The following is a 26,587-nucleotide window of genomic DNA, read 5'->3' as shown; positions in this document are numbered from 1 at the left end:
CGTGCCGACGCTCGGGCCGGGCGAGAGCATTCGCGATCCCGATCTGCGGGACCGGCTCTACGAGCTGCTCGAGCACGATCACCTGCCGCTGTCGGTCGGCTCGCGCATCGTGCGGGCCGTCGTCATCGTGATCTTCGCCGACGTGCTGGCGACAATCCTGGCCTCGGTGCCGCATCTCGACGCCCGCTTCGGCCCGACCTTCACCGCGGTGAAGGTCATGGCCGTGCTGGTGTTCGGCTTCGAGTATGTTGCCCGGCTCTGGAGCGTCGCCGGCCATACGCCGCAGCACGTCTCGCCGCTGCGCGACCGCTTGCAATATGCACTCTCCGCGCTCGGAGTCATCGATCTCCTGGCTTTCCTGCCGGCCGCTGTCGTGCTCGCGTTCGGCGATCACGCCACGCTCGCGGTGCTGGTGGTGCTGCCGTTCCTCAAGCTGGTACGCTATTCGCCGGCGATGCGCTCGCTGCTCGCGGCGATCCAGGCCGAGCGCCGTACGCTCGTCGGCTGCATCGCGATCCTGGCCGGGGCCGTGCTGCTGTTCGCCTCGCTGCTCTACGCGGTCGAGCGCGACGTGCAGCCCGACAAGTTCGGCACCATTCCCGACGCGATGTGGTGGGCGATCGTAACGCTCGGCACCGTCGGCTATGGCGACGTCGTGCCGGTGACCTCGCTCGGCAAGGCGATCTCGGTGTTCGCGATCGTCGGCGGCCTCGCGATGATCGCGCTGCCGGTCGCCATCATCTCCAATGCATTTGCCGACGAGGTGAAGCGGCGCGACTTCGTCGTCACCTGGGGCATGCTGGCGCGGGTGCCGCTGTTCTCACATCTGTCCGCCTCGGAGATCGCCGACATCATGCGGCTGCTGCGCGCGCGCACGATCGAGACCGGCGAAATTCTCGTCCGCCGCGGCGACGTCGCGTCATCGATGTATTTCATCACCGCCGGAGAGGTCGAGATCGAGCTGCCGACGCAATGCGTCAAGCTCGCCGACGGCACCTTCTTCGGCGAGATCGCGCTGCTGCACCGGACCAAGCGCTCGGGGACCGTCAAGGCCACCCGCAAGACCCGGCTGCTGGTGCTCGACGCGCAGGATTTCCACGCCCTGATCGCCCGCATGCCGGCGCTCGCCGCCCATGTCACCACCACGGCGAAGGCCCGCATGGCCGATTCCGGCGACCTCGCCATCGCCGAGCTGTCGCAGGCCGAGCACGAGGAGGAGGCGTGAGATTCAGACGCCGCCACAATGATGGTGCGCTCCCTCTCCCGGTTCTTACGGGGAGAGGGTCGGGGTGAGGGGCAGCTACACGGGTGGTGTGAGTTAAGAAGCGTGTCGCCGATTACGTCTTCGATGGGGTCCTCGTAAGGGACGACATGTCTCCGCGTAGACTTCCCGTGCCGCGGCCCCTCACCCCAGCCCTCTCCCCGTAAGAACGGGGAGAGGGAGCCGACCGCCCTTACCGGCCAACACCAAACATGCAATCCGCTCCCCTTCGCGTCAAAGGCGGTGCGCCCCCTCTCCCCGTTCTTACGGGGAGAGGGGCGGGGTGAGGGGCAACTACACGGGTGGTTTAAGTTAAGTAATGAGTTGGATCGCGGATGAGCTCAGCGACATCCGGGGTCAAGTCTGCTCGGAGTGTCGCGGAGAGACCGGCCCCGCATGTCGCTGCGCTCTTGCGGGCTACGAGATCTACGAGAACGATGCCTGCCTCACGCCTTCTCCTTCGCGACCGCAGCGTCCTTCAGCTTGCCGATCGCTTCCTTCACGGCCGGGTCGAGACCGGCGCCGCCGGCATCGTGATGCGCATAGATCGTCTTCAGCATGCGCGGGTCCCAGAACTTCTTGATGTGCTCGGCGACGCCGGCGACCTCTTTCTCCTGCCCCTGGCTCTGAAAGAACTTGCCGATCTGGTTGGCCATGTAGACGAGGCGGTCGGAAGGGTTATGCGACATGGGGCGTGTCCGTCTGTGTTGATCGCGTGCCGGTCTCGGCGCTCGCGATGATCCGTTCGGGATGGGTGAAGATTTCGAATCCGTCGTTGCGGGCCACCGCGATCAGGGTGATGCCGGCGGCCTCGGCCATGCGGATGGCGAGTGCGGTCGGCGCTGACACCGCGACCAGCACCGGCGCGCCCATGGCGGCGGCCTTCTGCACCAGCTCGACCGAGACGCGGCTCGTCATGATGACGAGGCCTTCGGTCGCCGCGCTGTGAGCCTGCGCGAGATGACCGGCCAGCTTGTCGAGCGCGTTGTGACGGCCGACGTCCTCGCGAAGGGCGACGATGCCGCGGGCGGGTGTCCAGAACGCCGCGGCGTGGACGGCGCGGGTCTCGTGGTTGAGCTTCTGCAGCGGCTCGATGGCGACCAGCGCCGTCATGACGTCGCGCGGCGTGAAGCGCCGGCCCTGGGGCACATGCGCTGCCGGCCGGACGGCCTCGGCAAGAGAGTCGATGCCGCACAGGCCGCAGCCGGTGGGACCGGCGATGTTGCGGCGGCGCTCGGCGAGGCGTTCAGCGAGGGCGTCGGGCAGCCACATGCGCAGCTCGATGCCGTCATCCAGCTCGACGATTTCGAGCGAGACGATCTCGTCGCGGCTCCTGATAAGGCCTTCGTTGAGGCTGAAGCCGATGGCGAAGTCGGAAAGATCCTGCGGCGTCGCCATCATGACGGCCTGGGTGCCGCCATTGTAGGTCAGCGCGACCGCGGTCTCCTCCGGCACGCGGCGGTGGCCCTCGGTGAGGGCTCCGTCGCGCCAGACCAGACGATCCGCGATGCGCACTGCATCTCGCATGCTACTCCGCCGCCTCCACGACCGGGGCGATGCGGCGCGAGTTGCGGGCCTGCTCGTCATAGGCCTTCTGCCAGTCCGACGGGCCGTTGGACTGCGACACCTGCACCGCCGTGACCTTGTACTCCGGACAATTGGTCGCCCAGTCGGAGTAGTCCGTGGTGATGACGTTGGCCTGCGTGAGCGGGTGGTGGAACGTGGTGTAGACCACGCCCGGCGCCACGCGCTCCGAGATCAGCGCATGCAAGGTGGTCTCGCCGGCGCGGCTGGTCAGACGCACCCAGTCGCCGTCGCGGATGCCGCGCTGCTCGGCGTCGTGCGGATGGATCTCCAGCACGTCCTCGCCATGCCACACCACGTTCTCGGTGCGCCGGGTCTGCGCGCCGACATTGTACTGCGACAGGATCCGCCCCGTCGTGAGCAGCAGCGGGAAGCGCGGGCCGGTGCGCTCGTCGGTCGCGACGTACTCGGTGACCACGAACTTGCCCTTGCCGCGGACGAAGCCGTCGACATGCATGATCGGCGAGCCCTCGGGGAACTTCTCGTTGCAGGGCCACTGCACCGAGCCCATCTCCTCGAGCTTCTGATAGGAGACGCCGGTGAAGGTCGGCGTCAGCGCCGCGATCTCGTCCATGATCTCGGACGGGTGGTTGTACGTCATCTCGAAGCCCATCGCCTTGGCGAGACCGATCGTGACCTCCCAGTCGGCCATGCCGTTGAGCGGGCTCATCACCTTGCGGACGCGCTGGATGCGGCGCTCGGCGTTGGTGAAGGTGCCGTCCTTCTCCAGGAAGGTCGAGCCGGGCAGGAAGACGTGGGCGTAATTGGCGGTCTCGTTCAGGAACAGGTCCTGGACGATGACGCATTCCATCGACGACAGCGCCTGCACGACATGCGTGGTGTTCGGATCGGACTGCAGGATGTCCTCGCCCTGCACGTAGAGGCCCATGAAGGTGCCTTCGATCGCGGAGTCGAACATGTTGGGGATGCGCAGGCCCGGCTCAGGGTTGAGCTTGACGTTCCACATCGCCTCGAACTGGTCGCGCACCGCGTCGCCCGAGATGTGGCGGTAGCCCGGCAGCTCGTGCGGGAACGAGCCCATGTCGCACGAGCCCTGCACGTTGTTCTGGCCGCGCAGCGGGTTCACGCCGACGCCGCGGCGGCCAATGTTGCCGGTGGCCATCGCGAGGTTGGCGATCGCGATCACCGTGGTCGAGCCCTGGCTGTGCTCGGTGACACCAAGGCCGTAATAGATGGCGCCATTGCCGCCCTTGGCGTAGAGCCGGGCCGCGCCGCGGATCGCTTCCGCATCGACGCCGGTGAACTGGGCGACGGCCTCGGGGCTGTTCTTCTCGAGAGTCACGAACTCGGCCCAGTCCTGGAACTCGCTCCAGTCGCAGCGCTCGCGCACGAAGGTCTCGTTGACGAGGCCCTCGGTGACGATAACATGCGCCAGCGCGGTCAGGATCGCGACGTTGGTGCCGGGCAGCAGCGGCAGATGATAGTCCGCCTTGATGTGCGCCGACTTCACGAGGTCGATCTTGCGGGGATCGACGACGATCAGCTTGGCGCCCTGGCGCAGCCGCTTCTTCATGCGTGAGCCGAACACCGGATGCGCGTCGGTCGGGTTGGCGCCGATCACCATGATCACGTCGCTGTCTTCGACCGAGTCGAAGTCCTGCGTGCCGGCCGAGGTGCCGAAGGTGGTGGCGAGGCCGTAGCCGGTCGGCGAGTGGCAGACGCGGGCGCAGGTGTCGACATTGTTGTTGCCGAAGCCGGCGCGGATCAGCTTCTGCACCAGATAGGTTTCTTCGTTGGTGCAGCGGGAGGAGGTGATGCCGCCGATCGAGTCGCGACCATGCTTGGCCTGGATGCCGCGGAGCTTCTGCGCGGCGAATTTGAAGGCCTCGTCATAGGAGACCTCGCGCCAGGGCTGGTCGATGGTCTCGCGGATCATCGGCTTCAGGATGCGCTCCTTGTGAGTCGCATAGCCATAGGCGAAGCGGCCCTTGACGCAGGAATGGCCGCGATTGGCCTTGCCATCCTTGTAGGGCACCATGCGCACGACTTCCTCGCCGCGCATCTCCGCCTTGAAGGCGCAGCCGACGCCGCAATAGGCGCAGGTGGTGACCGCCGAATGCTCGGGCTGGCCGATCTCGATCACGCTCTTCTCGGTGAGGGTCGCGGTCGGGCAGGCCTGCACGCAGGCGCCGCAGGAGACGCACTCCGAGCCGAGGAAGCTCTCGCTCATGCCCGGCGACACCCGGCTGTCGAAGCCGCGGCCGGAAATGGTCAGCGCGAACGTGCCTTGCACTTCCTCGCAGGCGCGGACGCAGCGCGAGCAGACGATGCACTTCGAGGGATCATAGGTGAAATAGGGGTTCGACTCGTCCTTCGGCAGCCAGGCCGGATTGGCCTCGCCGCAGGCATCGGCGAACACGTGGTTCTCACCCTGGTTGCCGTAGCGAACGTCGCGCAGGCCGACCGCGCCGGCCATGTCCTGCAGCTCGCAATCGCCATTGGCGGCGCAGGTGAGGCAGTCGAGCGGATGGTCGGAGATGTAGAGCTCCATCACGCCCTTGCGCAGCTTCTTCAGCCGCTCGGTCTGGGTGTGGACGACGAGGCCCGCGGCGACCGGCGTGGTGCACGAGGCCGGCGTGCCGGCGCGGCCCTCGACCTCGACGAGGCAGAGCCGGCAGGAGCCGAACGCGTCGACCATGTCGGTCGCGCACAGCTTCGGGATCTGCGTGCCGGCCTCCATGGCCGCGCGCATGATCGAGGTGCCCTCGGGAACGGTGATGCTCTGGCCGTCGATGGTCAGGGTGACCATCTTCTCGGACTTGGAGAGCGGCGTGCCGTAATCGGTTTCGTGGATGAGCGACATGGTCGGTGTCCTTGTTCCCGATATCTTATTCCGCAGCCTGCAGGCGCGGCTGCTGAGGTCCGAAGTCTTCGCGGAAGTGCTTCAGCGCCGAGAGCACAGGGTAGGGCGTGAAGCCCCCCAGTGCACAGAGCGATCCGAGCTTCATAGTGCCGCAGAGGTCTTCGACCAGGGCGATGTTCTCGGCGACGCGCTCGCCGCGGCGGATCTTGTCGATGGTCTCGGCGCCCCGCGTCGAGCCGATGCGGCAGGGCGTGCACTTGCCGCAGGATTCGATGGCGCAGAACTCCATCGCGAAGCGCGCCTGCTTCGACATGTCGACGGTGTCGTCGAACACGACGATGCCGCCATGGCCGATCAGGCCCTCCTTGGCGGTGAACGCCTCGTAGTCGAACGGCGTATCGAACAGCGCGCGGGGGAAGTAGGCCCCGAGCGGACCGCCGACCTGCACCGCGCGGACGGGCCGGCCGGTGAAGGTGCCGCCGCCGATGTCGTCGACGAGCTCGCCGAGCGTGATGCCGAACGCGGTCTCGAACAGGCCGCCGAACTTGACGTTGCCGGCGATCTGGATCGGCATCGTGCCGCGCGAGCGTCCCATGCCGAAATCGGCATAGGCCTTGGCGCCCTCATCGAGGATGAAGGGGATGGCGGCGAACGACAGCAGGTTGTTGACGACGGTCGGCTTGCCGAACAGGCCGTGATGCGCGGGCAGTGGCGGCTTGGCGCGGACGATGCCGCGCTTGCCCTCGAGGCTCTCCATCAACGCGGTCTCTTCGCCGCACACATAGGCGCCGGCGCCGGTGCGGACCTCGAGATCGAACGTGTAGTTGGAGCCCGCGACGTTGTCGCCGAGCAGGCCGGCCTTCTTGGCGATATCGATCGCCTTGGTCATGGTCGCGATCGCGTGCGGATATTCCGAGCGCGTGTAGATGTAGCCCTTGGTGGCGCCCACCGCGATGCCGCAGATGGTCATGCCCTCGATCAGCACGAAGGGATCGCCTTCCATCAGCATGCGGTCGGCGAAGGTGCCGCTGTCGCCCTCGTCGGCGTTGCAGATGACGTATTTGCGGTCGGCCGCGGTCTGCGCCACCGTCTTCCACTTGATGCCGGTCGGGAAGCCTGCGCCACCGCGGCCGCGCAGGCCCGAGGTCGTGACCTCGGCAATGACGGCGTCCGGCGACAAGGTCAGCGCCCGCGTGAGGCCCTTGTAGCCGCCATGGGCGCGGTAATCCTCGAGCGACAGCGGATCGATGATGCCGCAGCGGGCGAAGGTGAGGCGGGTCTGCCGCTTCAGCCACGGGATCTCCTCGGTCAGGCCGAGCGAGAGCTTGTGCGAGGTGTCGGCGACGATGGCGTCGAGCAGCGACGGCACGTCGTCGGCGGTGACGGGACCGAAGCCGAAGCGGCCCTGCGCCGTCTCCAGCTCGACCAGCGGCTCCAGCCAGTACAACCCACGCGAGCCATTGCGCACGATCTCAATATCGACCTTCCGCTCCAGCGCCGCCTTGTGCAGCGCGTGGGCGACCTCATCGGCGCCGACGGCGAGCGCGCCGGCATCACACGGGACAAAAAGACGCACGCTCATCGCTGGGCCTCCGAGACGAGAGCATCGATCCGGGCTTCGTCGAGCCGGCCGACCAGCCGGCCGTCGATCATCGCCGAGGGCGCGGTCGCGCACAGGCCGAGGCAGTAGATCGGCTCCAGCGTCACGCGCTCGTCGGCGGTGGTGTTGCCCATGGCAATCCCGAGCTTGGCCTCGGCACGCGCCGCGAGCGCATCGCCGCCGGCGGCCTGGCAGGCCTCGGCGCGGCACAGCTTCAGCACGTGACGGCCGGCCTTCTTGGCCCGGAAATCATGGTAGAACGTGAACACGCCGTAAACCTCGGCGCGCGACAGGTTCAGGGCGGATGCGATCATCGGAATGGCATCCTCAGGCACGTAGCCGAACGCCTCCTGCAACGCGTGGAGGATGGGCAAGGTTGCTCCCTCCATCTGGCTATGTTCGGCGATGATCTCGGCGCCGCGCGCCGCGTCCCAACTTTCGTACACCGGCGTCATCCTGATCCCGATTCTGCGTTGCAAGCGTTTCGCACATCCAAATTGGAATTGCTCAAGATATCAATAAAGCAGTCCCGTGCTGCGATAGCGAAACGCAATCGTGAGATAGCTAGAAGTTGACGAAAAGCGGGCGCTCGCGCGACCGGCTCGCGGCCGCGTTTTACCGTGTCCGGGACCCCCTCGCCGTGATAGGGTTTCATAATGGCTGGTAGCGCCGAAAACGTGCGGAACCAGGCTCTTCAACCGCTGGAAGGCCGACCTCTTGATCGACAAGCTCGAACTGCTGCTGGCGCTGGCCAAGGAGCGTCATTTCGGCCGCGCTGCGGAGACCTGCGGGGTCACCCAGCCGACGATGTCGACCAGCATCAAGCAGCTCGAGGAGATCCTCGGCGTCATGCTGGTGCAGCGCGGTTCCCGGTTCCAGGGGTTCACGCCGGAAGGCGAGCGCACGCTGGACTGGGCGCGCCGCATCGTCGGCGACTTCCGCGCGATGCGGCAGGAGATCAACGGCCTCAAGGACAAGCTCTCGGGCGAGATCCGGATCGCGGCCGTGCCGACCGTGCTCGGCATGGTGGCGTCGCTGACGACGCCGTTCCGCGCCAAGCATCCGGAGGTCCGGTTCCGCATCATGTCGTGCACGTCGGCCGACGTGCTGGGCCTGCTGGAGAACCTCGAGGTCGATGCCGGGCTGACCTACATCGAGAACGAGCCGATCGGCCGTGTCCGCACCATCCCGCTCTACAACGAGAGCTACCGGCTGCTGACCGCGCCGGACGCGATGTTCGGCGATCGCGAGCAGGTGACGTGGAAGGAGGTTGGGCAGGTGCCGCTGTGCCTGCTGACGCCGGACATGCAGAACCGCCGCATCATCGACCGCGCGCTGAAGGCTGCCGGCAACGAGGTGACGCCGACCTTGACCTCGAACTCGCTGCTGGTGCTGTACACGCACGTGAAGACCGGCCGCTGGGCCAGCGTGATGCCGGCCAAGCTCGCCGAGACGCTGGGGCTCGCCGACAAGGTGCGCTCGATCCCGATCGTCGATCCCGTGATCAACTACCAGATCGGCCTCGTCATCCCGCAGCGCGACCCGATGACCCCGCTGATCGCCTCGCTGGTGCAGATCGCCCGCGAGGTCGCGCCGAGCCTGCAGGCGTAGGAATTGACTTCGTTTTAGGGTAGGCAAAGGCGCGGCCACGCGGCCAGCCGCAGCATCTTGCTCTCGCACGCGCCGCGCCCACCATCGGCGTTCGTCTGTGCCGAGATAGGGTGAGCACACGCCGCGTGCGGCGCCGCTTTGCCTAGCCATCGCTTTTGCGTGCCGTTGCGGGCTCAGCCTGCCGTCGTCGATGGCACCCGGACGACGTAATGTGCAGACTGCGCGTCATAACGACTGAGCAGCGCCTGCGCTGCTGCCGGCACGACGGCCTGCTCATGCGCGGCTCCTGCGAAGCGCTTGACGGCGTCCTTGTCGGTGAACGTCATGATCGTCATGAACTCCACCTCGGTCTCCAGCGGCCGGCGCAGCAGCTCGATGCCGGTGAACCCGGGAATGGCGCGGTCCTTGATCCCGGGGAAGATCGTCGAGCGCAGCAACGCCTCATAGGCATCGGCGTTCGCCGGGCTGGTCCAGCCGCGCCAAATTCGTTTCAGCATCTGATTGTCCTCCGCGATGATAGGGATCGGCCATCGCATGCGTCCGCAACGCGCGCTTGGCGAAAGTTGCTGTTCGCGTGACCTGGGCACGGAGCGGGCCGCCGTCTTGGAAACTTCAAGCTTGTTGGCTTAGAACAACGGATGGCACGACCCTATCTGGGTCGTGGAGAGGGTGAGCCGGTGACTGCGCAAGCGATGCCAGCCGATCAGTTCTGGTCGATCATCGGACGGACAGGTGCCGCATCAGTTGCTGACCCTGCCGCGCAGAGCGAGGCGCTCGCTGCGGCGCTCCGCGAGTTGCCGCTGGATCAGATCATCGGCTTCGAGGTCGCGTTTCGCCGCTATCTCAATCAGGCCTACAGCTGGGATCTCTGGGGCGCCGCCTATGTCATCCATGGCGGCTGCTCGGATGACGGCTTCGAGTATTTTCGCCGCTGGCTCGTGACGCGCGGGCAGGAGGTCTATGAGGGCGCCATGACTGATCCCGACAGTCTGGCACAGTTCGATGGCGCTTCGGGACCTGACGACACATGGGAATTCGAAGAGATCTACTATGTCGGCAACAGGGTTTTTCGCGACAAGGGCGGGGAGGGTGACGTCCGCGACCATTCCGAGCCGGAGGCCGGGTTAGGTGGACCTGGACCGGCCGGCGATCCCTTCGAAGAGGACGAGGCGCATCTGGCCGCGCGCTATCCGAAACTCTGGCGCCGCTTCGGGGAGAGTCCGTTGGGCTGACGCCGCGGCATGCAGACCTGCTCCGACCGGTACATGTGGGCATCACTGCCGCCAGATCCTCCGCCGTCATTCCGGGGCGGCGCGCGAAGCGCGGCGAGTCCGGAATCCATGTCGCCGCGCGGTCTGCCGCACGATGGATTCCGGGCTCGTGCTGCGCACGCCCCGGAATGACCGAGGAGGGAATGTTGCGTCAAACCCGACCGGGACGAAGTTGGAAGTGTTCCGAAAAATAAAAATCTCTTGCCAATTTTCGGAAATCATGGTTTCCTCTCGCCATCCCGCCTCAAGCAAAGGGGCGTTGCGCGCGATCGTCACGACACGCGAGGCGGGGAGGCGGTGGCCGCGAGGGCACGTAGCGTCTTCGGAAGGAGGCGCGGACGGACGGCGCTCTCGCGGACGTGAAATCGCAGCGGCCTGACACCCCGAAGCTGGTGTCTACCGCGCAATGCGCGAGCATTGTCGCGCGATGGTGGCCAACAAGCCGGCGCACCAGGGCGACTGCGTATAAGCGTGAAGACCATCGCGCAGGGAGGGCCGGGTTTGTCCGGCTGCACCTGTGGTACCTGCCGCCTGCATTTTTTTCGCAGGCGGGCCGCAGGCGTCAGCCGACGCCTGGCCTTCCCTGCGCCCTTTGCATTGTCCAGGGGCGTGATTGATCGCATCACTCGGGCGTCATGGGCCGCGAGACTGCGGACGTTTGTCTGTGCTGTTTGAGACGTGAAGCGCGAATGCCGGCGGGTCAGAACGGTGTCGTCCCAGGCGCGCCATGAGCACGCGGGGCGTGATCGTGCGTCAACCCGGGATGCAAGCGCTGCGGCCGTGGTGGGGTTGGAGATCCAATGTGTTGGGTCGTAGCCGCGAAGATGGTGTCCAATACAGTGCCCTCGCCCCTTGTGGGAGAGGGCATGTGCGGCCCCTCCACGCCTCGGTTGGGTGAGGGGTCTCTCTCGGCGAACGACGCTCGTGGAGAGAGACCCCTCACCCAACCGAATTCGCTGCCCTGTCCTACATGCCCTCTCCCACAAGGGGCGAGGGCGCAGTCATGTGCACCGCACTTGTGGCGGCAGTCCAAGCGCCAAGCTGTCGGCTCCCAGGCTGTGGGCTCCAGGTGCTTCAGCAGCGTGCGCGGCCTATGCCGCGACCGAGATGCTCGCCGTGGCCTTGTAGGCGTCGCGGGGGAGGGTGACGCGGACGACGGTGCCGCATTCGATGCGGGAGCGCAACCGCATCGAGCCGCCGTGGAGCTGGGCCAGCGAGCGGGCGATCGCGAGGCCAAGGCCGGAGCCGTGGTAGGTCTTGGTCATCTGGCTCTCGACCTGCTCGAACGGCCGGCCGAGCCGCGCCAGCGATTGCGCGGGGATGCCGATGCCGGTGTCGGCGATGATCAGCACGACCTTGTCGTCGAACACGCGGCTGCGCATCGTCACGCGGCCGCCTTCGGGGGTGAACTTCACCGCGTTCGACAGCAGGTTGACCATGATCTGCTTGGTGGCGCGGCGGTCGGCGACGACGGGGATGCTGCCCTCGATGTCGGCGTCGAGCACCAGGCTCTTGTCCTGGGCGCGGCCGGAGACGACGCGCAGCGACTCCGCCAGCGTCTTGGCGAGGTCGAGCGGCTCCATGTCGAGCTTCATGCGGCCGGCCTCGATCTTCGACATGTCGAGAATGTCGTTGATCACCTCGAGCAGATACTGACCGGAGGTCAGGATGTCGTGGCAGTACTCCTGGTACTTCTCCGAGCCGAGCGAGCCGAACATGCCCGATCCCATGATCTCGGAGAAGCCGATGATGGCGTTGAGCGGCGTGCGCAGCTCGTGGCTCATGTTGGCGAGGAACTTCGACTTGGTCTGGTTGGCTTCCTCGGCCCTTGTCTTCTCCTGCGAGTACTTCTCGGCGAGGTCGGCGAGCTCGATCGCCTGGCGCTCCAGCGCGGTCTGCGAGCGCTGCAGGTCGATCACGGTGGCGCGCAGGCGCAGGTCGTTGTCGACCAGCTTCTGCTCGTGCTCCTTGATGCGGGTGATGTCGGTGCCGACCGAGACGTAGCCGCCATCCTTGGTGCGGCGCTCGGAGATGTGCAGCCAGCTGCCGTCGTCGAGCTGCGCCTCGAAGGTGCGGCCGCCCGGCGCCTGCTGGCTGTTGTCGTGCAGGCGGGTGCGGATCTCCGGCATCTTGCCGACCTCGATGACGGTCTCGTAGGAGGTGCCCGGCGTCACGGCGGAGTCCGGCAGCTTGTGCAGCTTCTGGAAGTGCGAGTTGCACAGCACGAGGCGGTTGTTGGCGTCCCACAGCACAAAGGCTTCCGAGATCGTCTCGATCGCGTCGCGCAGCCGCAGATCCGCCTCGGCGGTCTTCTCGACCAGGCTCTTCTGTTCGGTGACGTCGACGGCGATGCCGATCAGGTGCAGGCCGGAATCGGTGGTGCCCTGGCTCAGCTCGCAGCGCACCCGCAGCCAGATCCAATGGCCTTCGGTGTGGCGCATGCGGAAGCTCTGGTCGATGTGGCGCAGCTCGCCGGCGACGAGCTGGTCGGCGATCGCGAACAGGTCGATGTCGTCCGAGTTCACCAGCGCGTTGACCTCGCCGAAGGTGAGCAGGTCGGTGCGGTTGTCGAGACCGAGCATCGCGAACATCGAGTTCGACCAGAAGATGCGGCCGCGCGACAGGTCCCAGTCCCACAGTCCGCAGCGGCCGCGGTTCAGCGCGGTGTCAATGCGGCCGCGCACGGCGTCGTTGATCAGGTCGCCTTCGCGGGCGCGGGTCGACTGCCAGTGGAAGGCAAAGCCAAGGATCAGGACGACGAAGCCCGTGGTCGCCGACAGCGTGATCGAGAGCGCGGCGTCCGAGCCCCAGATCGGCTCGATCTTCTCCTGGATCACGACGACGCGGCCGGGCAGGGCCTTGATCAATTGCGAGACGGCGAAGGCGGGACGGCCGTTCGGCAGCGTGATCTCGGTGACGGCGCCCTGGAGGCCGGGGGTGGCGAGCAGTTGCGCGGTCGAGATCAGGTCGAGGATACGGTCGTTCTCGCCGAGGGCGGCATCGACCGGGACGCGGGCGAGGATGCGGTGGTCGGCGCCGGTGATGATCACATGGCGGCCGGGCGCAACGCCCCAGGCGGGGATCAAGTCCGGCAGCAGGGTCTGAAGATGCTCAATGTTGGCCATGCGGTCGGGGCGCATCGCCAGATGACCGATGCGGTCCGCCAGCAGATCTGAGATCGCTGCGAGGTCGCGCTTGGTCGCGCCGCGCTTCTGCCGGCTGTGATCGAGCACCTGGACGAAGGCGCCGAGACAGATGGTGACGAGAAAGGCAATGATCAAAGTGGGGACAGCACGACGCAATACCGGCTCAGCAGTCAGCAGCCTTTGATAGGCCGGTTTCGCGATCGATTGCGCCAACCCCTTGATGGAATCAGAAGATTGGACGCACGCGTTCGCGGCATGCGCACGCGCCATGCTGTAGACCCCCGAAACTTTGCTTGGATACCCGAATTTCGAAAGAGCCCCAGCCGCTTCCGAATCAAGTCGATTTGAATCCAGATTTCTCGGGCTGTCGAGAGTCAACGATTTGGCAAAAGCTAATAAATCTTATCCAATGCGGATTTGCCATGGCGAAAAGCCGGCGAGATGAGTCCGAAGCGAGAACGCGGCGTGACATTAGGGCTTCAGCCATGAGGGCTTCAGCCATGCGGCGGCTCGGCGTGACTGATGACGCGCTTCACGGTCGGGAAGGTGCGCCGTATCCCGCGCTCGATATGGTCGACATTGTCGTGCACCTTGAGCACGCTCATCGACGGCGCGGCCCGGCAGTGGAAGTTGACGATCTCGCCGGCCTCGGTGTTGCGGACACGGACGTTGTGCACATCGTACATGTCGGTCTCGGCGGCGAAGCGCTGCAAGGCGTCGGCGATCAGCGCGACGCGCTGCTCGGGCGCATCGATGCCGAACGGCAGCTCGGGCTCGAGCGGCTCGATATGGGTGTCGACCTCGACGTCGGCGCCGAACTCGTCGCGGATGCTGCGTTCCAGCTCGTGGGCGATCGCATGCGCGGCGACCAGTGTCATGTCGCCGTCGACCTCGAGGTCGATGGCGACGATCAGGCGGCCGCCGATATCGTGGACGGTGACGTGGTGGATCGCGAGCCCGGAATTGCGCGCGATCACCATGATGCGCTCGCGGACGCTCTCATTGCTGAGGGCGACCGGCACCGTGGTGAAGGTGACGTCGGCGCCGCCGAGGCTGGCGTCCACCGCCGCCTGCGCATCGCGCTTGATCTCGTGGACGCGGTCGATCGGATAGGTGCGCGGCACCGTGACGGTGGCGTCGACGAAATGCGTGGCGCCGACGAGTCGCACCCGCAGCCGCTCGACGCCGACGACGCCGGCGACCGAACGGATCGCGACGTCGGCTTTCTCCGCCGCGCCATCGGGCGCCCGGTCGAGCAGTGTTTCTACCGTCGAGCGTGCGAGCCGCAGGCCGAGCACCGAGATCATCACGGCGACGGCGACCGCGGCGGCGGAATCGCCCCACCAGAAGCCGAGCGCTGTCAGGACGAGGCCCGCGATGACCGCGATCGATCCGAGCACGTCGGAGGCGAAATGCAGCGCGTCGGCGGCGAGCGCCTGGCTGTGGGTCTCGTGCGCGGCCCGGTGCAGGGCGCGGGCGCGCCAGAAATTGACGGCGATGTCGATCAGCAGCACCACGAACGGAATCGCCGAGAGCTGTGGCGGCGGCGCGGCTTCCCGCAACCGGCTGACGGATTCGACCAGGACGCCGCCGGCCAGCACGTAGAGCAGGGCGATGACGCCGAGCGCCGACAGGCTCTCGAGCTTGCCATGGCCATAATGATGCTCGTCGTCGGCCGGCCGGTCCGATACCCGAACCACCATCCATGTGATGACGGTGGCGACGACGTCGACGGCGCTGTGCAGCGCCTCGGAGACCAGTGCGAGGCTGCCGATCAGGATGCCGACGACGAACTTCGCCGCGGCCATGCTGGCGCTCGCCGCGATCGAAATCGCAGCGACGCGGGCCTTGCCGGAATCGACATGAGAGACGGCGTCCTTCATGGGCGCGGATTTAGCAGCCGATGCCGCGCCGTGAAAGCCGGCATCGCGCGGCAAATTCGTCTTTGCCGCGCACTGTTTCGATTGCGTCTAAATGTCAGAACATTGGGCTCACAACGTCACCACGATCTTGCCGAGATGCCTGTTCGCCTCCATGTGGGCGAACGCAGCGCCGATGTCGTCGAAGGCGAAGACGCGGTCGAGCGGCAGGCGCAGGGCCCGCGTTTCCACGGAGCTCCAGATGTCCTGCTTTACTTCGTCGAAGATCGTGCGGATCTCCTCGATCGAGCGGGTGCGGAAGGTGACGCCGACATAGGTGATGCGGCGCGCCGCGTGCAGGTCGAAATTGAAATCGGCATGGGTGCCGCCGAGCCGGCCGACATTGACGATCCGGCCGAGCACCTTGGTGGCCGCGAGGTTCTGGTTGGCGACGGCGCCCGAGATCTGGTCGACGATGAGGTCGACGCCCTGGCCGCCCGTCGCCTTCAGCACCTGGTCGACCCAGCCGGGATCGCCGGAGTCGATCGCGAGATCGGCGCCGAACTCCTTCAGTCGCTCGCGGCGCGTGGCATCGGTGGAGGAGCCGATCACGAGCGATGCCCCCTTCAGCTTGGCGATCTGCATCGCCATCAGGCCGACGCCGGAGCTCGCGCCTTGCACCAGCACGCTCTGGCCGGGCTGCAGCGCGCCGTTGGTGACGACGGCGTTGTGCATCGTGGTCAGCGCGATCGGCAGCGTCGCGGCCTCGTCGAAGTTCATGTTCGACGGCGCGTGGAACAGGCGGCCGTGATCGGCGAGGGTGTATTCTGCGAACGCGGCGCCGCCCGAGCCCATGACCCGGTCGCCGACCTTGATGCCCTTGGCGTCCGGTCCGAGCTCGGCGACCTCGCCGGCCCATTCCATGCCGAGCACGGTGCCGACACCGCCGGCGGCGCCGTGCGCATGTCCCTTGGTCATGCCGAGATCGGCACGGTTGAGGCCGCAGGCACGGACGCGCACCAGCACTTGCGTGCCCTTCGGCGCGGGTTTGGCGACGTCGGTGATCGCGGCGCCCTGGGCGCCATACACATAGGCTTTCATCGCAAGCAGTCCTGTCGGGCCAAAGCGAGCGGCGGGATCGAGCCGCCGCTCTTCACTGCGCACCGCCTAACAGGCGGCGCGCGGCTCCGACAAGACCTGGTTTGCGGTCAGACGGTTCCGCTGACCGGCGCAATGCCTCAGGCGGCGACCGGAGCTTCCGCTTCGTCGAAGGCCGAGGAGACGTCGCGCATGCTGATGACGCCGGCGAGCGCGAAGTCGACGATGACGGGAAGGTGGCGGATGTGGTGCACGTTCATCAGGTGCCGCACATGCTCGAGCGTGTCCTCGGTGCTGCAGGAGATCAGCCGTTGCGGCGAGATCAGCTGCGAGACCTTCAGGTTGACGCCGGCGGCGCCATGCTCGGCAATGGCGCGAACGACGTCGCGCTCGGTGAACATGCCGGCGGCGGTGTTGCCCTCGGTGCGGACGACGTCCTTGACGACGAGGGCGCTGACATTGCTGGCGCGCATCAGCTGTGCCGCGACGCCGACGGTCTCGTTCATTCGCACCGTGATCACGCGCGCCGTCTTGTTGCGCAGGATGTCTCCGACTTTCATGGCACCCTCCCGTTCATTTGGTTTCGACGGCAGAGAGTCTGGTATACGTTATGCCAGAAGTCAATGTCGTTTGATGGCTTTTTGTGCGCTCGGCCACCGGAAAAACACGTCAGCGACGCTGTCCAGGACGGTGCTCCCTGGCAGCCGGCGCCTCGTTTCGGCGCAGAAACAAAAAAGAGGCGCACCGGGGTGCGCCTCTCGAAGTCGCGGGAGGAAGGGGCTCATGCCGTCCGGACATCCTGCGCGGCCGGCTCGGCGGCCGAAGCCTCCTTGCCCAGGATGAAGGCGCGGCGCAGCGGCTTGATCACGAACAGCGCCATCAACGCCGCCGTCGCGTTCAGAGCGACGCCGATGACGAACACGGCCTGCCAGCCATATTTGGCCGAGACGAGGCTCGCGAGCGGGACCAGCAGCGAGGCGGTGCCCTTCGCCGTGTAGAGCATGCCGTTGTTGGTCGCGGCATATTTGCTGCCGAAGGTGTCGCCTGAGGTTGCCGGAAACAGGCTGTAGATCTCGCCGAACACGCCGAAATAGACGGCGGTGGCGAGCACGAACACGATCGGGTTGTGCCCGTAATTCGCCAGCGTCAGCAGCATCAGCGCGGCGGTGCCGAAGGCGATGAACATGGTGTGCTCGCGGCCGATCGTATCCGAGATCCAGCCGAACACCGGGCGGCCGAAGCCGTCGAAGATGCGGTCGAGCGAGATCGCGAAGGTCAGCGCCGCCATCTGGAAGCCGGCGAGCGTCACCGGCTCGTTGGCGATCTTGAAGTCGTGCGCGATCGGGGCGATCTGGGCCGCGGTCATCAGGCCGCCGGAGGCCACCATGACGAACACCAGATACATGATCCAGAAGATCGGCGTGCGCAGCACCTGCGGCGGGGTGTAGTCGATCTTGCTCTGCGGCAGGTTGAGCTGCTTCTTGCGGGCGGGCGCCGCCACGCTCGGCGGCCGCAGGAAGATCGCGAGCACGAACACGATCAGGCCCTGGCCGATGCCGAAGGTGAAGAACGCGCTCTGATAGCCGCTGGAGGCGATCATGCTGGCGATCGGCACCACGGTGAGCGCGGCACCGGCGCCGAAGCCGGCGGCGGTGGCGCCGGCGGCGAGGCCGCGGCGGTCCGGAAACCATTTCAGCGCATTGCCGACGCAGGTGCCGTACACGGCACCGGCACCGATGCCGCCGATGACGGCGCCAGCGTAGAGCAGAGTGAGGGAGTCGGCGTAGGAGTTCAGCACCCAGGCCAGCGAGATCATGACGCCGCCGAACATGATGACGACGCGCGGGCCGTATTTGTCGACGAACCAGGCTTCGACCGGCACCAGCCAGGTTTCGGTGACCACGAAGATCGTGAACGCCAGCTGGATGGCGGTGCGGCCCCAATGATATTTCGCATCGATCGGGTCGACGAACAGTGTCCAGCCGTATTGCAGGTTGGCGATCATCGCCATGCAGACGATGCCCATTGCGAGCTGAACCCAGCGGAAGCTGCTGGACTGTGCCTGAACAGGCGGTGTTGCCTCAGTGCTGGAAACCATGTGTCCTCCCAAGACGGCGCTTTCTTTCGGCCTGTCGGGCCGGGCGGCGGGGCCGTCGTCCGTCTGTGTTGGTATACTGGTATAAGATATCCCAGACGGCAATATGGCCTGCGACACGGGGTGCGACATGTTGCTTTGCACACAAGCCGCGCCGGTGCACCAAGCAAAAGAAAACGCTCGGCAAACTGCCGAGCGTCGTCAATCTGGAATCGTTCTATTTTTATTTTCGCTGCAGTGCGAAGCGTGCTCCTCAGAGCATCGACTTCTCCACCACGACCTTGCGCCACGGCTTGAGCACCGCGATCGACAGGATCGAGGCCAGGATGTTGGCGCCGGCCGCGATGATGAAGACGCGGTCCCAATCGCCCGACGACTGCTGCATGTAGTTCGCGATCGGCACCAGCAGCGCCGCCGTGCCTTTCGCGGTGTAGAGCAGGCCGGCATTGGTGGTCGCGAACTTGGTGCCGAACGTGTCGGTGCAGGTCGACGGGAAGAGCGAGTAGATCTCACCCCAGGCGAAGAACACGAAGCCGGAGAGGATTACGAACCAGACCGGATCATGACCGAGCATGTACAGCGCCCAGATGCCGATGCCCTCCATGCCGAAGGCGATGAACATCGTATTCTCGCGGCCGATATTGTCGGAGATCCAGCCGAAGAACGGACGGGTCAGGCCGTTGAGCACGCGGTCGATGGTGGCCGCGAAGGTCACCGCCGTCATGGTCATGCCGATCAGCGTCACCGGAACGTTGTCGACCTTCCAGTCGCCGGCGATCGGCTTGAGGTTGGCGGTGACCATCAGGCCGCCGGCGCCGACGATCACGAACATGAAGTACATCAGCCAGAAGATCGGCTGGCGCAGCACTTCGGTCGGATTGTAGTTGCGGCGGCTCTGCACCAGGTTCGCGTTCTGAACGACCGCGGGCACCTGGCCTTCCTTCGGTGCGAACAGGAAGAAGGCGAGGATGACGATGATGATGCCCTGTCCCAGGCCGAAATACAGGAAGGTGGTCTGGAAGCCGGAGTCGCGGATCATGGCCTGGATCGGCGCGACGGTCAGCGCCGAGCCGGCGCCGAAGCCGGCCGCTGTGATGCCGGCTGCGAGGCCGCGCTTGTCGGGGAACCACTTCAGCGCGTTGCCGACGCAGGTGCCGTAGACGCCGCCGGCGCCGATGCCCGCGATGATCATGCCGAGATAGTAGCCGTTGAGCGAGGTCGCGTAGGCGTTGATCATCCAGCCGATCGCGCAGAGCACGCCGCCGACGAGCACGACGATGCGCGGACCGTATTTGTCGACGAACCAGCCCTCGACCGGCACCAGCCAGGTCTCGAACAGAACGAACAGCGTGAAGGCCCACTGGATCGAGGCCCGATCCCAACCGAAGGTCTTTGCGATATCGGGGACGAAGAAGGTCCAGCCATACTGGTAGTTGGCGATCATCACCATCGCCAGAACGCCGACCGCGAGCTGCGTCCATCGATAGGCGTCACTTACTCTTGCAGATGCGGGCGCCCCCGCGTGAGCCAAGTCCGTCATGTTTCCTCCAGGCTGTCTATTTTGTCCTAACAGCTATGCGGAGTTTGGTATATGATATGCCAATAGACAAGCGGATTCATTGCGGCCGGGTTGGGCTGGTACGCCAGCCAGCGCAAAAAACCTCGCAGAAGCAAGGCAAATCGCTGCAGCGACAATACGACGCAGCAGGGGAAAATTGTAGCTCAACTATCGGAGTAAGGCGGGTTTAGGCGGCAGCTGCCCGCAACCGGCTATAGCCTTCCTGAATCGCCGACCAGAACAGCGCAATCAGTCCGAGCACCATGATGGTGCCGACCAGCCCATTCGAGAAGAACACGGCGAGCGAGCCCTGGGATCCCAGAAGTGACTGGCGGAAAGCCTCCTCGGCCTTGTCGCCGAGCACGATCGCCAGCACCAGGGGCGCGAGCGGATAGCCGCACTTCTTGAACAAATAGCCGAGCACGCCGAACACCAGCATCAGCACGACGTCGAACGTGCTGCTATGCACCGAATAGGCACCGATGGCGCAGAGCACCAGAATCAGCGGTGCGATGATGCTGAAGGGAATGCGCAGGATCGCTGCGAAGATCGGGACGCAGGTCAGCACGACGAGCAGCCCGACGAGATTGCCGAGATACATCGAGGCGATCAGGCCCCAGACGAATTCCTTCTGCTCGACGAACAGCATCGGGCCGGGCTGCAGGCCCCAGATCAGCAGGCCACCGAGCAGCACGGCCGCGGTCGGCGAGCCCGGCACGCCGAGCGATAGCATCGGCAGCAATGCTGCGGTGCCCGCGGCATGGGCCGCGGTCTCCGGCGCAACGACGCCCTCGATCTCGCCATGGCCGAACTTCTTGCCGCGCTTGGACACGCGCTTGGCGATGCCGTAGCTCATGAACGACGCCGGGGTCGCACCCGCGGGTGTAATGCCCATCCAGCAGCCGATCAGGCAGGAGCGCAGCGACGTCAGCCAATAGGCCGGCATCTCCTTCCAGGTGTGCAGCACGACCCGCAGGTTGATCTTGGCGTTGCCGCCGCGGAAGCTCAGGCCTTCTTCCATCGTCAGCAGGATCTCGCCGATGCCGAACAGGCCGATCACGGCGATCAGGAAGTCGAAGCCGTTGAGCAGCTCGGTGACGCCGAAGGTCAGCCGCAACTGGCCGGTGATGGAGTCGAGGCCCACTGCTGCGAGTGCGAAGCCGATCATCATCGCCGCGACGGTCTTGAACGGCGGCTCCTTGCTCAGGCCCACGAAGCTGCAGAAGGCGAGGAAGTACACGGCGAACTTCTCGGCCGGCCCGAATTGCAACGCGAAGCTCGCGACCAGGGGCGCGACCAGCGTGATCATGATGACCGCAAACAGCGCGCCGACGAAGGAGGAGGTGAACGCGGCCGTGAGCGCCTCGCCGGCCTTGCCCTGCTGCGCCATCGGGTAGCCATCGAAGGTGGTCGCGACCGACCATGGCTCGCCGGGTATGTTGAATAAGATCGACGTGATGGCACCGCCGAACAGGGCGCCCCAATAGATGCAGGACAGCATGATGATCGCCGAGGTCGGCGGCATGCTGAAGGTCAGCGGCAGCAGGATTGCGACGCCGTTGGCGCCGCCCAGGCCCGGCAGCACGCCGATGATCACCCCGAGCACGATGCCGAGGATCATGACCATGATGTTGAAGGGTTGCAGCGCGACGGCGAAGCCGTGAAAAAGGTTGGCGAGTTCTTCCATGCCAGCTGGTCCTGCAACCTGTAAGTCGAATGAAGTTTCTTGTTAAAGTCCGAGCCATTCCTCGACGGGCCCCTTGGGGAGGGGGACCATGAACCAGCGCTCGAAGATCAGATAGGTCACCACCGGCATCCCGATCGCGACCGCCGTGACGGTGAGCCATCCATACTTGCCGAGCCATCGCATGAACCAGGCGATGAAGATCATGGAGGCGAGGTAGATCCCGGTGAAGGGCAGGGCGCCGACATAGATCGCGGTCGGCACCACGACGCTCATGACCTGGCGAAGCTGGCCCCATTCGGCAAAGACTCCGCCGTCATTCTCGCGGAGTGTATTGCGGAAATTCATCGCGCTCGCAGCGACGATGAGCAGGCCGACATAGAACGGAAAGAACCCCGCGCGCGGCCCCTCGGCGCCCCAATTGATGCCCGCCTTCACGCTGCCGATGATCACGATGATCCCGAACAACGCGATGGCGAGCGTGACGCCGGCCTCGACCGCCTTGTGGCTGGGGCCGGCGGATCCTCCGTGACTACTCATGCGAGCCGCTCAGTTCGAGGCCAGGAAGCCGGCTTCCTTCATCAGGAGCTCGTGCCGCTTCTCTTCGGTCTCGACCCATTTGGCGTAGTCCGCGCCCGTCATGAAGGTGGTGTTGAAGGCGCCGGTCTTCATGAAGTCTTGCCATTCCGGCGTCTCCCGGACCTTCTTGAACAGGTCGACGTAGTATTCGATCTGGTCCTTGGTGGCCCGCGGCGACATGAAGATGCCGCGCAGCATCAGATATTCGATGTCGAGCCCCTGGGACTTGCAGGTCGGGATATCCTTCCAGGCCTTGCCGTCGGTGATCGGCTCGTCATAGCCCATCGGCTTGTCGTCGAACACGCAGAGCGGCCTGACCTTGCCGCCGCGCCATTGCGCCACCGCCTCGATCGGATTGTTGACGGTGGAATCGATGTGGTTGCCCACCAGCTGGACGGCGACTTCGCCGCCGCCCTTGTAGGGGATGTAGGTGAACTTGGCGCCGGTGGCCTTCTCCATGGCCACGGTGATGATCTGGTCTTCCTGCTTCGATCCGGTGCCGCCCATCTTGAGGGTGCCGCCGGCCTGCTTGACCGCGTCGATGTAGTCCTTGGCGGTCGCGTAGGGCTTCTCGGCGTTGACCCAGAGCACGAACTCGTCGAGCGCGAGCATCGCGACCGGGGTGAGATCCTTCCAGCTGAAGGGGATGCCGGTGGCAAGCGGCGTGGTGAACAGGTTCGACAGCGTGATGATGATCTTGTGCGGATTGCCGGCCGATGCCTTGACGTCGAGGAAGCCCTCGCCGCCGGCGCCGCCGGACTTGTTGATCACCACCAGCGGCTGCTTCATCAAATTGTGCTTGGTGACGATGCCCTGGATCGTCCGGGCCATCTGGTCGGCACCGCCGCCGGTGCCGGCGGGAACGATGAACTCGACCGGGCGGACAGGCTCCCATCCCGCCAGGGCCGGGATCTGCCCCGCCACCAGGGCAATGCCGGCCGCGAAGGCCACGCGTATGGAACGCTTCATCGACGCTTTCTCCCCTTCATTCCCGGATCGCGACGGCTTCTTCCGGCCGTTCTATCCGCTCAAACCACGACTCTATCTTGATACCAGTCCTTGCCATTGTTCAACCACAACGCGCTTCGGCCCTTTCCGCACCGCAGCAGGCGTGGCCGTCGAACCGGCAACGCAGTCATCGTCGCAGCATATCGATCGATCTGATTTTGGTATGAGAAGGCGACCGACCGCAATGAGGAGATCGGCTGGGATGCCTGGGAGGCCAATTTGTCGCAGCAGCGGGGTCGTCAAAAAGCAAAAGCCCCGGACGGTCCGGGGCTCTTGATTGGTCTTCGAGGTGGGGAGGACGCCGGCAGCGCGCTCCGGCCTCAGAGGCCGAAATAAGGCAGGTCGCCGTTGCGGTTAGCGGCGCGAGCACTGGTCATCAGCACGCGGTCGAGGGCGGCCAGGAAGCGGCCGAACAGGGACACGGGCTGAACGAGGGGGAGGGCAACGGTCTTGGCCATGGTTTGTCTCCTTCAGTGAGGCGGTATGACGTTCTGACTGAGGAGAATTTACGTATACCAGATGCCAGATGCAACGATCGATATTGCATAGCGGTATGAGCATTTTGCGATGCAGCAGGAATGTTACAATTGGGATTTCTTATTGAAACCGGCATTCTCATACTGAAAGTGCCGCCCAAAGCAGGATTGAAACGGGACCGAGGGATGGATGTGGCGCGGGAGGTACACTCCAACAATCGCCGACACGGGTGGGAACCCTGCACAATGGAACGCCGTTGATGCGCCAAAGCTGGACGGCGAGAAGAATGATCATTGATCCGTCGCGCCGTTTCAGGATGGAACAAATTATCGGCAGATTTGCGGGCGAAGGAGGGACCATGCGCGCCTTGATCCTGGCAATGTCCATCCTGACGGTCGTCGCGAGCGCCGGTGTTGCGAACGCCGGCCTTAGCAGCTCACCCCGTACAGCGACCGCACCCGCCGATCCCGCGACCGCCACCCAGGACGCCGATCAGCAGGACGCCAACCAGCAGACCGAGAAGCAGATCGGCCTCACCAAGACGAAGCGACGTGCCGTCCAGCGCGGACTGACTCGGCTCGGGTTCGACACCAGGCCCAACGGGACGTTCGATGACCAGACGCGTGCCGCCCTCTCACGTTGGCAGCAGGAGCGCGGCTATCCCGCGACCGGCTTTCTCGATGCCGCCCAATACAAGGTTCTGATGGCCGCGGCCAAGGAGGCTGCCAAATCCGACCGCCAAGCCCGCCGCAGCGCGGGGAGCCGTACGCGGCAGTCGCGAAGTGCGGGAGGTCCGATCGGCGCGATCGGCGGGGCGATGCATCGGGTGGTGGGCGGAATCTTCGGCAGGTAGCTCGTCCAACCGCGAACGGTTGCAAGACGCCCCGAGCAACCTGGAACGCCGTGTCCGGCGTCCTGGCAGATCGATCATGTCAACCCGCTGTCATCGTCCGCGAAAGCGGACGATCCAGTACGCGGCGACCTCGGTTCGATATCGTCTGCCGCGGCTTACTGGATGCTCCGCCTTCGCGGAGCATGACCGCAGTGGAGACGGCTCAAGCTCAACCCGGAGTTTTGTGCACTGGCATCGTATTCCAGGCAGGGCTATCGCATATGGCGATGCGGAGCTGTAGTGGCGAACGATCCTGCTCACCTGCTACTCCGTCTTGCCCGGCCTTGTCCCGCCTGCGCGGCCGAAGCCGCTTCGGCGCGGGGAAGGCCGTGTGCGTCGCCCTTTATCGGGCAAATCCATTCGGGATCGTGGTGAGAGACAATCTCGCCTTCGCCTACCGGGGATGGCAAGATGCGCAGCATTCTTCTCGCGACGGAGTCCTGCAGCGACCTTTCCGATTTCACCGAGCTGAAGCGTTCATGATGAAGATCATCAAGGGAGATCTGATCAAGCTCGCGCTCGACGGGCATTTCGATGTGATCGTGCATGGCTGCAATTGCCAGTGCACGATGGGGGCGGGCATTGCGAAGAGCATCAAGGACATCTTCCCCGAGGCCTATGCGGCCGATCTGTCGACGCCGAAGGGCAGCCGCGAGAAGCTCGGCTCCATATCGGCCGCGACCGTCACGCGCGCCGGCCAACAAATCACGATCGTCAACGGCTATACGCAATTCCACTGGCGCGGGGCTGGCGTTCTCGTCGACTACGCGGCCGTCAGGACGGTCATGAAGCAAGTGAAGCTCCGATTTGCCGAGCGCCGCATCGGCTATCCCAGGATCGGTGCCGGCTTGGCCAAGGGCGACTGGACACTGATCGCGCAGATCATCGATGCCGAACTCGAGGAGGAGGATCACACGCTGGTGGAATATCTCGCCTGAAAACGCTCGGTGGACTCGGCGCTCGATACCTCGCGCCACGCCAGGCTTGTGGGGGCCCTGCGGTTGCCTATCGAAACATCCAGAAATCGCCAACTGGTCCAGCCGGTTCTCTTTTGGGCGGCGCCAGCACGTCACCCAGACCTGGGTTGCCCGGCTGCGCGATCGCGCAGACTCTGGTCTGCAAGGTCTCGGTTTTCTTGTGGCCAGCCTTGAGCATATCCGCGACGTCAGGCGGAATTCTGCAATCGGTCGAATGAGCTTCGACATATTCGATCATCTTGAGTTCGGCCTGAGAGAAACTGCGAATGAGTTCACAGGCGTCTTCCGGCGTTGCGCGGCGCTCGGCGGCGGCCTTGATCAGCCGGCCGCGCCGCTCTGCCTCTGCGCGCAAGGGAAAAAATCCGTTGCAGACATCCGAAGCGCCGTCAGCAGCCGCTGGCGCGCTGTCGCCCTGCGGAGGGGTGGTGGTCTGCCCGGGCAGCGGCGCTGCAAATGCGCCCTGCGCGAAGGCGTGGCCAACGATCGGGGTCATCGCGGCTACGATGAGGCGTAAGATCAGGTGTCGTGCTGTCCGTGTGATCACGATCCGCGCTCCGTCCGCATTCACCTCGAAAGCTCCAGCCATTTGGCGCTATCCCGTTCGGTTTGTAAAGGCGCTGAGCAGACGACAGCTTTCCACACCCGGCGAGGTCTCAGGAGGCCAGTCCGTAGCAGCACCGATAGCGGATTCGGTCCAGCACTGTCCCCGAATCCTGAGTGCTCTCCGATCTCGGGGCCCTTAGCCGTTCAAATGTTAGATGCAACTACTCGTAGTTCTTTCCAGCGATCAGGAAGTCAGCGAAGCGGCGCCAAAGATTGTTTGCGGCGAGCCCCTGCTCGACTCCGAAGTCGGTGGCTTCTGCCCAAGCGGCTGCAGCTTCGAGGTAGGTTTCGATTCTGATGTTCTCCCAACCACCTGCATCGGGCCCCCAGGGTGAAGTCGGCTCCGCCTTCTCGCGCTTCATAGCAGACTCGCGGTCGGCCACCAGAGCGTGAACGAACGCCAGCAGTGAGCTGGCGTCTGTCACCGCTTCCAACTTCATCCTCAGTTGTTCGTCTGTGC

At 65.1% G+C, this 26,587-nt stretch carries 23 protein-coding genes; 5 read left to right on the top strand and 18 right to left on the bottom strand.

Going from position 1 to position 26,587, the window contains the following annotated elements:
• The first annotated feature begins 1 nt into the window (after position 1).
• Positions 2-1,225, top strand: a complete 1,224-nt coding sequence (locus QX108_RS08810) for a cyclic nucleotide-gated ion channel (protein ID WP_315720989.1) — start codon at positions 2-4, stop codon at positions 1,223-1,225.
• 482 nt (positions 1,226-1,707) lie between these two features.
• Here QX108_RS08810 and QX108_RS08805 read toward each other — a convergent pair whose 3' ends face one another.
• Genes QX108_RS08805 through QX108_RS08785 form a run of 5 tightly spaced genes read right to left on the bottom strand, consistent with a single transcriptional unit; the run spans position 1,708 to position 7,724 of the window.
• Positions 1,708-1,950, bottom strand: coding sequence for a formate dehydrogenase subunit delta (locus tag QX108_RS08805; protein ID WP_315720988.1), 243 nt, complete (start codon positions 1,948-1,950; stop codon positions 1,708-1,710).
• Positions 1,940-2,788 carry a formate dehydrogenase accessory sulfurtransferase FdhD gene (gene fdhD, locus QX108_RS08800; RefSeq protein ID WP_315779715.1) on the bottom strand — a complete coding sequence of 283 codons (849 nt, stop codon included), beginning with the start codon at positions 2,786-2,788 and terminating at the stop codon, positions 1,940-1,942. Before fdhD ends, QX108_RS08805 begins: the two co-directional genes overlap by 11 nt.
• A 1-nt stretch (position 2,789) precedes the next feature.
• Positions 2,790-5,669 carry a formate dehydrogenase subunit alpha gene (gene fdhF / locus QX108_RS08795; RefSeq protein WP_315779717.1) on the bottom strand — a complete coding sequence of 960 codons (2,880 nt, stop codon included), beginning with the start codon at positions 5,667-5,669 and terminating at the stop codon, positions 2,790-2,792.
• A gap of 25 nt (positions 5,670-5,694) precedes the next feature.
• Positions 5,695-7,251 (bottom strand): NADH-quinone oxidoreductase subunit NuoF, encoded by a 1,557-nt coding sequence (locus tag QX108_RS08790; RefSeq protein WP_315779719.1) that lies wholly within the window; start codon positions 7,249-7,251, stop codon positions 5,695-5,697.
• Entirely contained in the window at positions 7,248-7,724 is a 477-nt protein-coding gene (locus tag QX108_RS08785; protein ID WP_315779721.1) for a formate dehydrogenase subunit gamma, read from the bottom strand. The genes QX108_RS08790 and QX108_RS08785 overlap by 4 nt, the downstream gene beginning before the upstream one ends.
• A gap of 262 nt (positions 7,725-7,986) precedes the next feature.
• Between QX108_RS08785 and QX108_RS08780 the strand changes: the two genes are divergently transcribed.
• On the top strand, positions 7,987-8,880 hold the full coding sequence (locus QX108_RS08780; RefSeq protein WP_315720984.1) for a LysR family transcriptional regulator: 894 nt from the start codon (positions 7,987-7,989) through the stop codon (positions 8,878-8,880).
• Positions 8,881-9,053: 173 nt separating this feature from the next.
• On the opposite strand, the gene QX108_RS08775 is transcribed toward QX108_RS08780, so the two are convergent.
• On the bottom strand, positions 9,054-9,377 hold the full coding sequence (locus QX108_RS08775) for an antibiotic biosynthesis monooxygenase (protein WP_315779723.1): 324 nt from the start codon (positions 9,375-9,377) through the stop codon (positions 9,054-9,056).
• A 180-nt stretch (positions 9,378-9,557) separates the two neighbouring features.
• Here QX108_RS08775 and QX108_RS08770 point away from each other — a divergent pair, with 180 nt between their 5' ends.
• Complete coding sequence (locus QX108_RS08770) at positions 9,558-10,112, top strand: DUF4240 domain-containing protein (protein WP_315779725.1); 555 nt, start codon at positions 9,558-9,560, stop codon at positions 10,110-10,112.
• Positions 10,113-11,242: 1,130 nt separating this feature from the next.
• On the opposite strand, the gene QX108_RS08765 is transcribed toward QX108_RS08770, so the two are convergent.
• The 10 genes from QX108_RS08765 to QX108_RS08720 form a co-directional block, all read right to left on the bottom strand.
• Positions 11,243-13,567: a PAS domain-containing sensor histidine kinase gene (locus tag QX108_RS08765; RefSeq protein ID WP_172182684.1), complete on the bottom strand. Its 2,325-nt coding sequence runs from the start codon at positions 13,565-13,567 to the stop codon at positions 11,243-11,245.
• Between the two features lie 224 nt (positions 13,568-13,791).
• The gene (locus QX108_RS08760; protein ID WP_315720981.1) at positions 13,792-15,180 is read right to left on the bottom strand and encodes a cation diffusion facilitator family transporter; all 1,389 of its coding nucleotides are present in this window, start codon (positions 15,178-15,180) and stop codon (positions 13,792-13,794) included.
• 108 nt (positions 15,181-15,288) lie between these two features.
• Positions 15,289-16,257 carry a zinc-binding dehydrogenase gene (locus tag QX108_RS08755; RefSeq protein WP_315779727.1) on the bottom strand — a complete coding sequence of 323 codons (969 nt, stop codon included), beginning with the start codon at positions 16,255-16,257 and terminating at the stop codon, positions 15,289-15,291.
• A 137-nt stretch (positions 16,258-16,394) separates the two neighbouring features.
• Positions 16,395-16,814, bottom strand: a complete 420-nt coding sequence (locus QX108_RS08750; RefSeq protein ID WP_172114347.1) for a CBS domain-containing protein — start codon at positions 16,812-16,814, stop codon at positions 16,395-16,397.
• Between the two features lie 221 nt (positions 16,815-17,035).
• Positions 17,036-18,352, bottom strand: coding sequence for an oxalate/formate MFS antiporter (gene oxlT, locus QX108_RS08745; protein ID WP_172114346.1), 1,317 nt, complete (start codon positions 18,350-18,352; stop codon positions 17,036-17,038).
• Between the two features lie 250 nt (positions 18,353-18,602).
• Positions 18,603-19,889 (bottom strand): oxalate/formate MFS antiporter, encoded by a 1,287-nt coding sequence (gene oxlT, locus QX108_RS08740; protein WP_172134553.1) that lies wholly within the window; start codon positions 19,887-19,889, stop codon positions 18,603-18,605.
• Positions 19,890-20,094: 205 nt separating this feature from the next.
• Positions 20,095-21,594, bottom strand: coding sequence for a tripartite tricarboxylate transporter permease (locus tag QX108_RS08735; protein ID WP_315720978.1), 1,500 nt, complete (start codon positions 21,592-21,594; stop codon positions 20,095-20,097).
• Positions 21,595-21,636: 42 nt separating this feature from the next.
• On the bottom strand, positions 21,637-22,131 hold the full coding sequence (locus tag QX108_RS08730) for a tripartite tricarboxylate transporter TctB family protein (protein WP_315720977.1): 495 nt from the start codon (positions 22,129-22,131) through the stop codon (positions 21,637-21,639).
• 9 nt (positions 22,132-22,140) lie between these two features.
• Positions 22,141-23,139: a tripartite tricarboxylate transporter substrate binding protein gene (locus QX108_RS08725; RefSeq protein WP_315720976.1), complete on the bottom strand. Its 999-nt coding sequence runs from the start codon at positions 23,137-23,139 to the stop codon at positions 22,141-22,143.
• A 359-nt stretch (positions 23,140-23,498) separates the two neighbouring features.
• Positions 23,499-23,636 (bottom strand): hypothetical protein, encoded by a 138-nt coding sequence (locus QX108_RS08720; protein WP_172114341.1) that lies wholly within the window; start codon positions 23,634-23,636, stop codon positions 23,499-23,501.
• Between the two features lie 377 nt (positions 23,637-24,013).
• Between QX108_RS08720 and QX108_RS08715 the strand changes: the two genes are divergently transcribed.
• Positions 24,014-24,508 (top strand): peptidoglycan-binding domain-containing protein, encoded by a 495-nt coding sequence (locus QX108_RS08715; RefSeq protein WP_172182826.1) that lies wholly within the window; start codon positions 24,014-24,016, stop codon positions 24,506-24,508.
• Positions 24,509-25,026: 518 nt separating this feature from the next.
• Positions 25,027-25,485: a macro domain-containing protein gene (locus QX108_RS08710; RefSeq protein WP_246739346.1), complete on the top strand. Its 459-nt coding sequence runs from the start codon at positions 25,027-25,029 to the stop codon at positions 25,483-25,485.
• A 67-nt stretch (positions 25,486-25,552) separates the two neighbouring features.
• On the opposite strand, the gene QX108_RS08705 is transcribed toward QX108_RS08710, so the two are convergent.
• Complete coding sequence (locus tag QX108_RS08705; RefSeq protein WP_315779731.1) at positions 25,553-26,110, bottom strand: hypothetical protein; 558 nt, start codon at positions 26,108-26,110, stop codon at positions 25,553-25,555.
• Positions 26,111-26,288: 178 nt separating this feature from the next.
• A complete protein-coding gene (locus QX108_RS08700) occupies positions 26,289-26,567 on the bottom strand; it encodes a hypothetical protein (RefSeq protein WP_172182690.1) in 279 nt (92 codons plus the stop codon).
• Positions 26,568-26,587: the final 20 nt, after the last annotated feature.

This window comes from Bradyrhizobium sp. SZCCHNR1002, assembly GCF_032381435.1.
Lineage (GTDB): Bacteria > Pseudomonadota > Alphaproteobacteria > Rhizobiales > Xanthobacteraceae > Bradyrhizobium > Bradyrhizobium aeschynomenes.
Note: the sequence above shows the minus strand (reverse complement) of the source record. Positions and strands in the feature narration are given on the sequence as shown.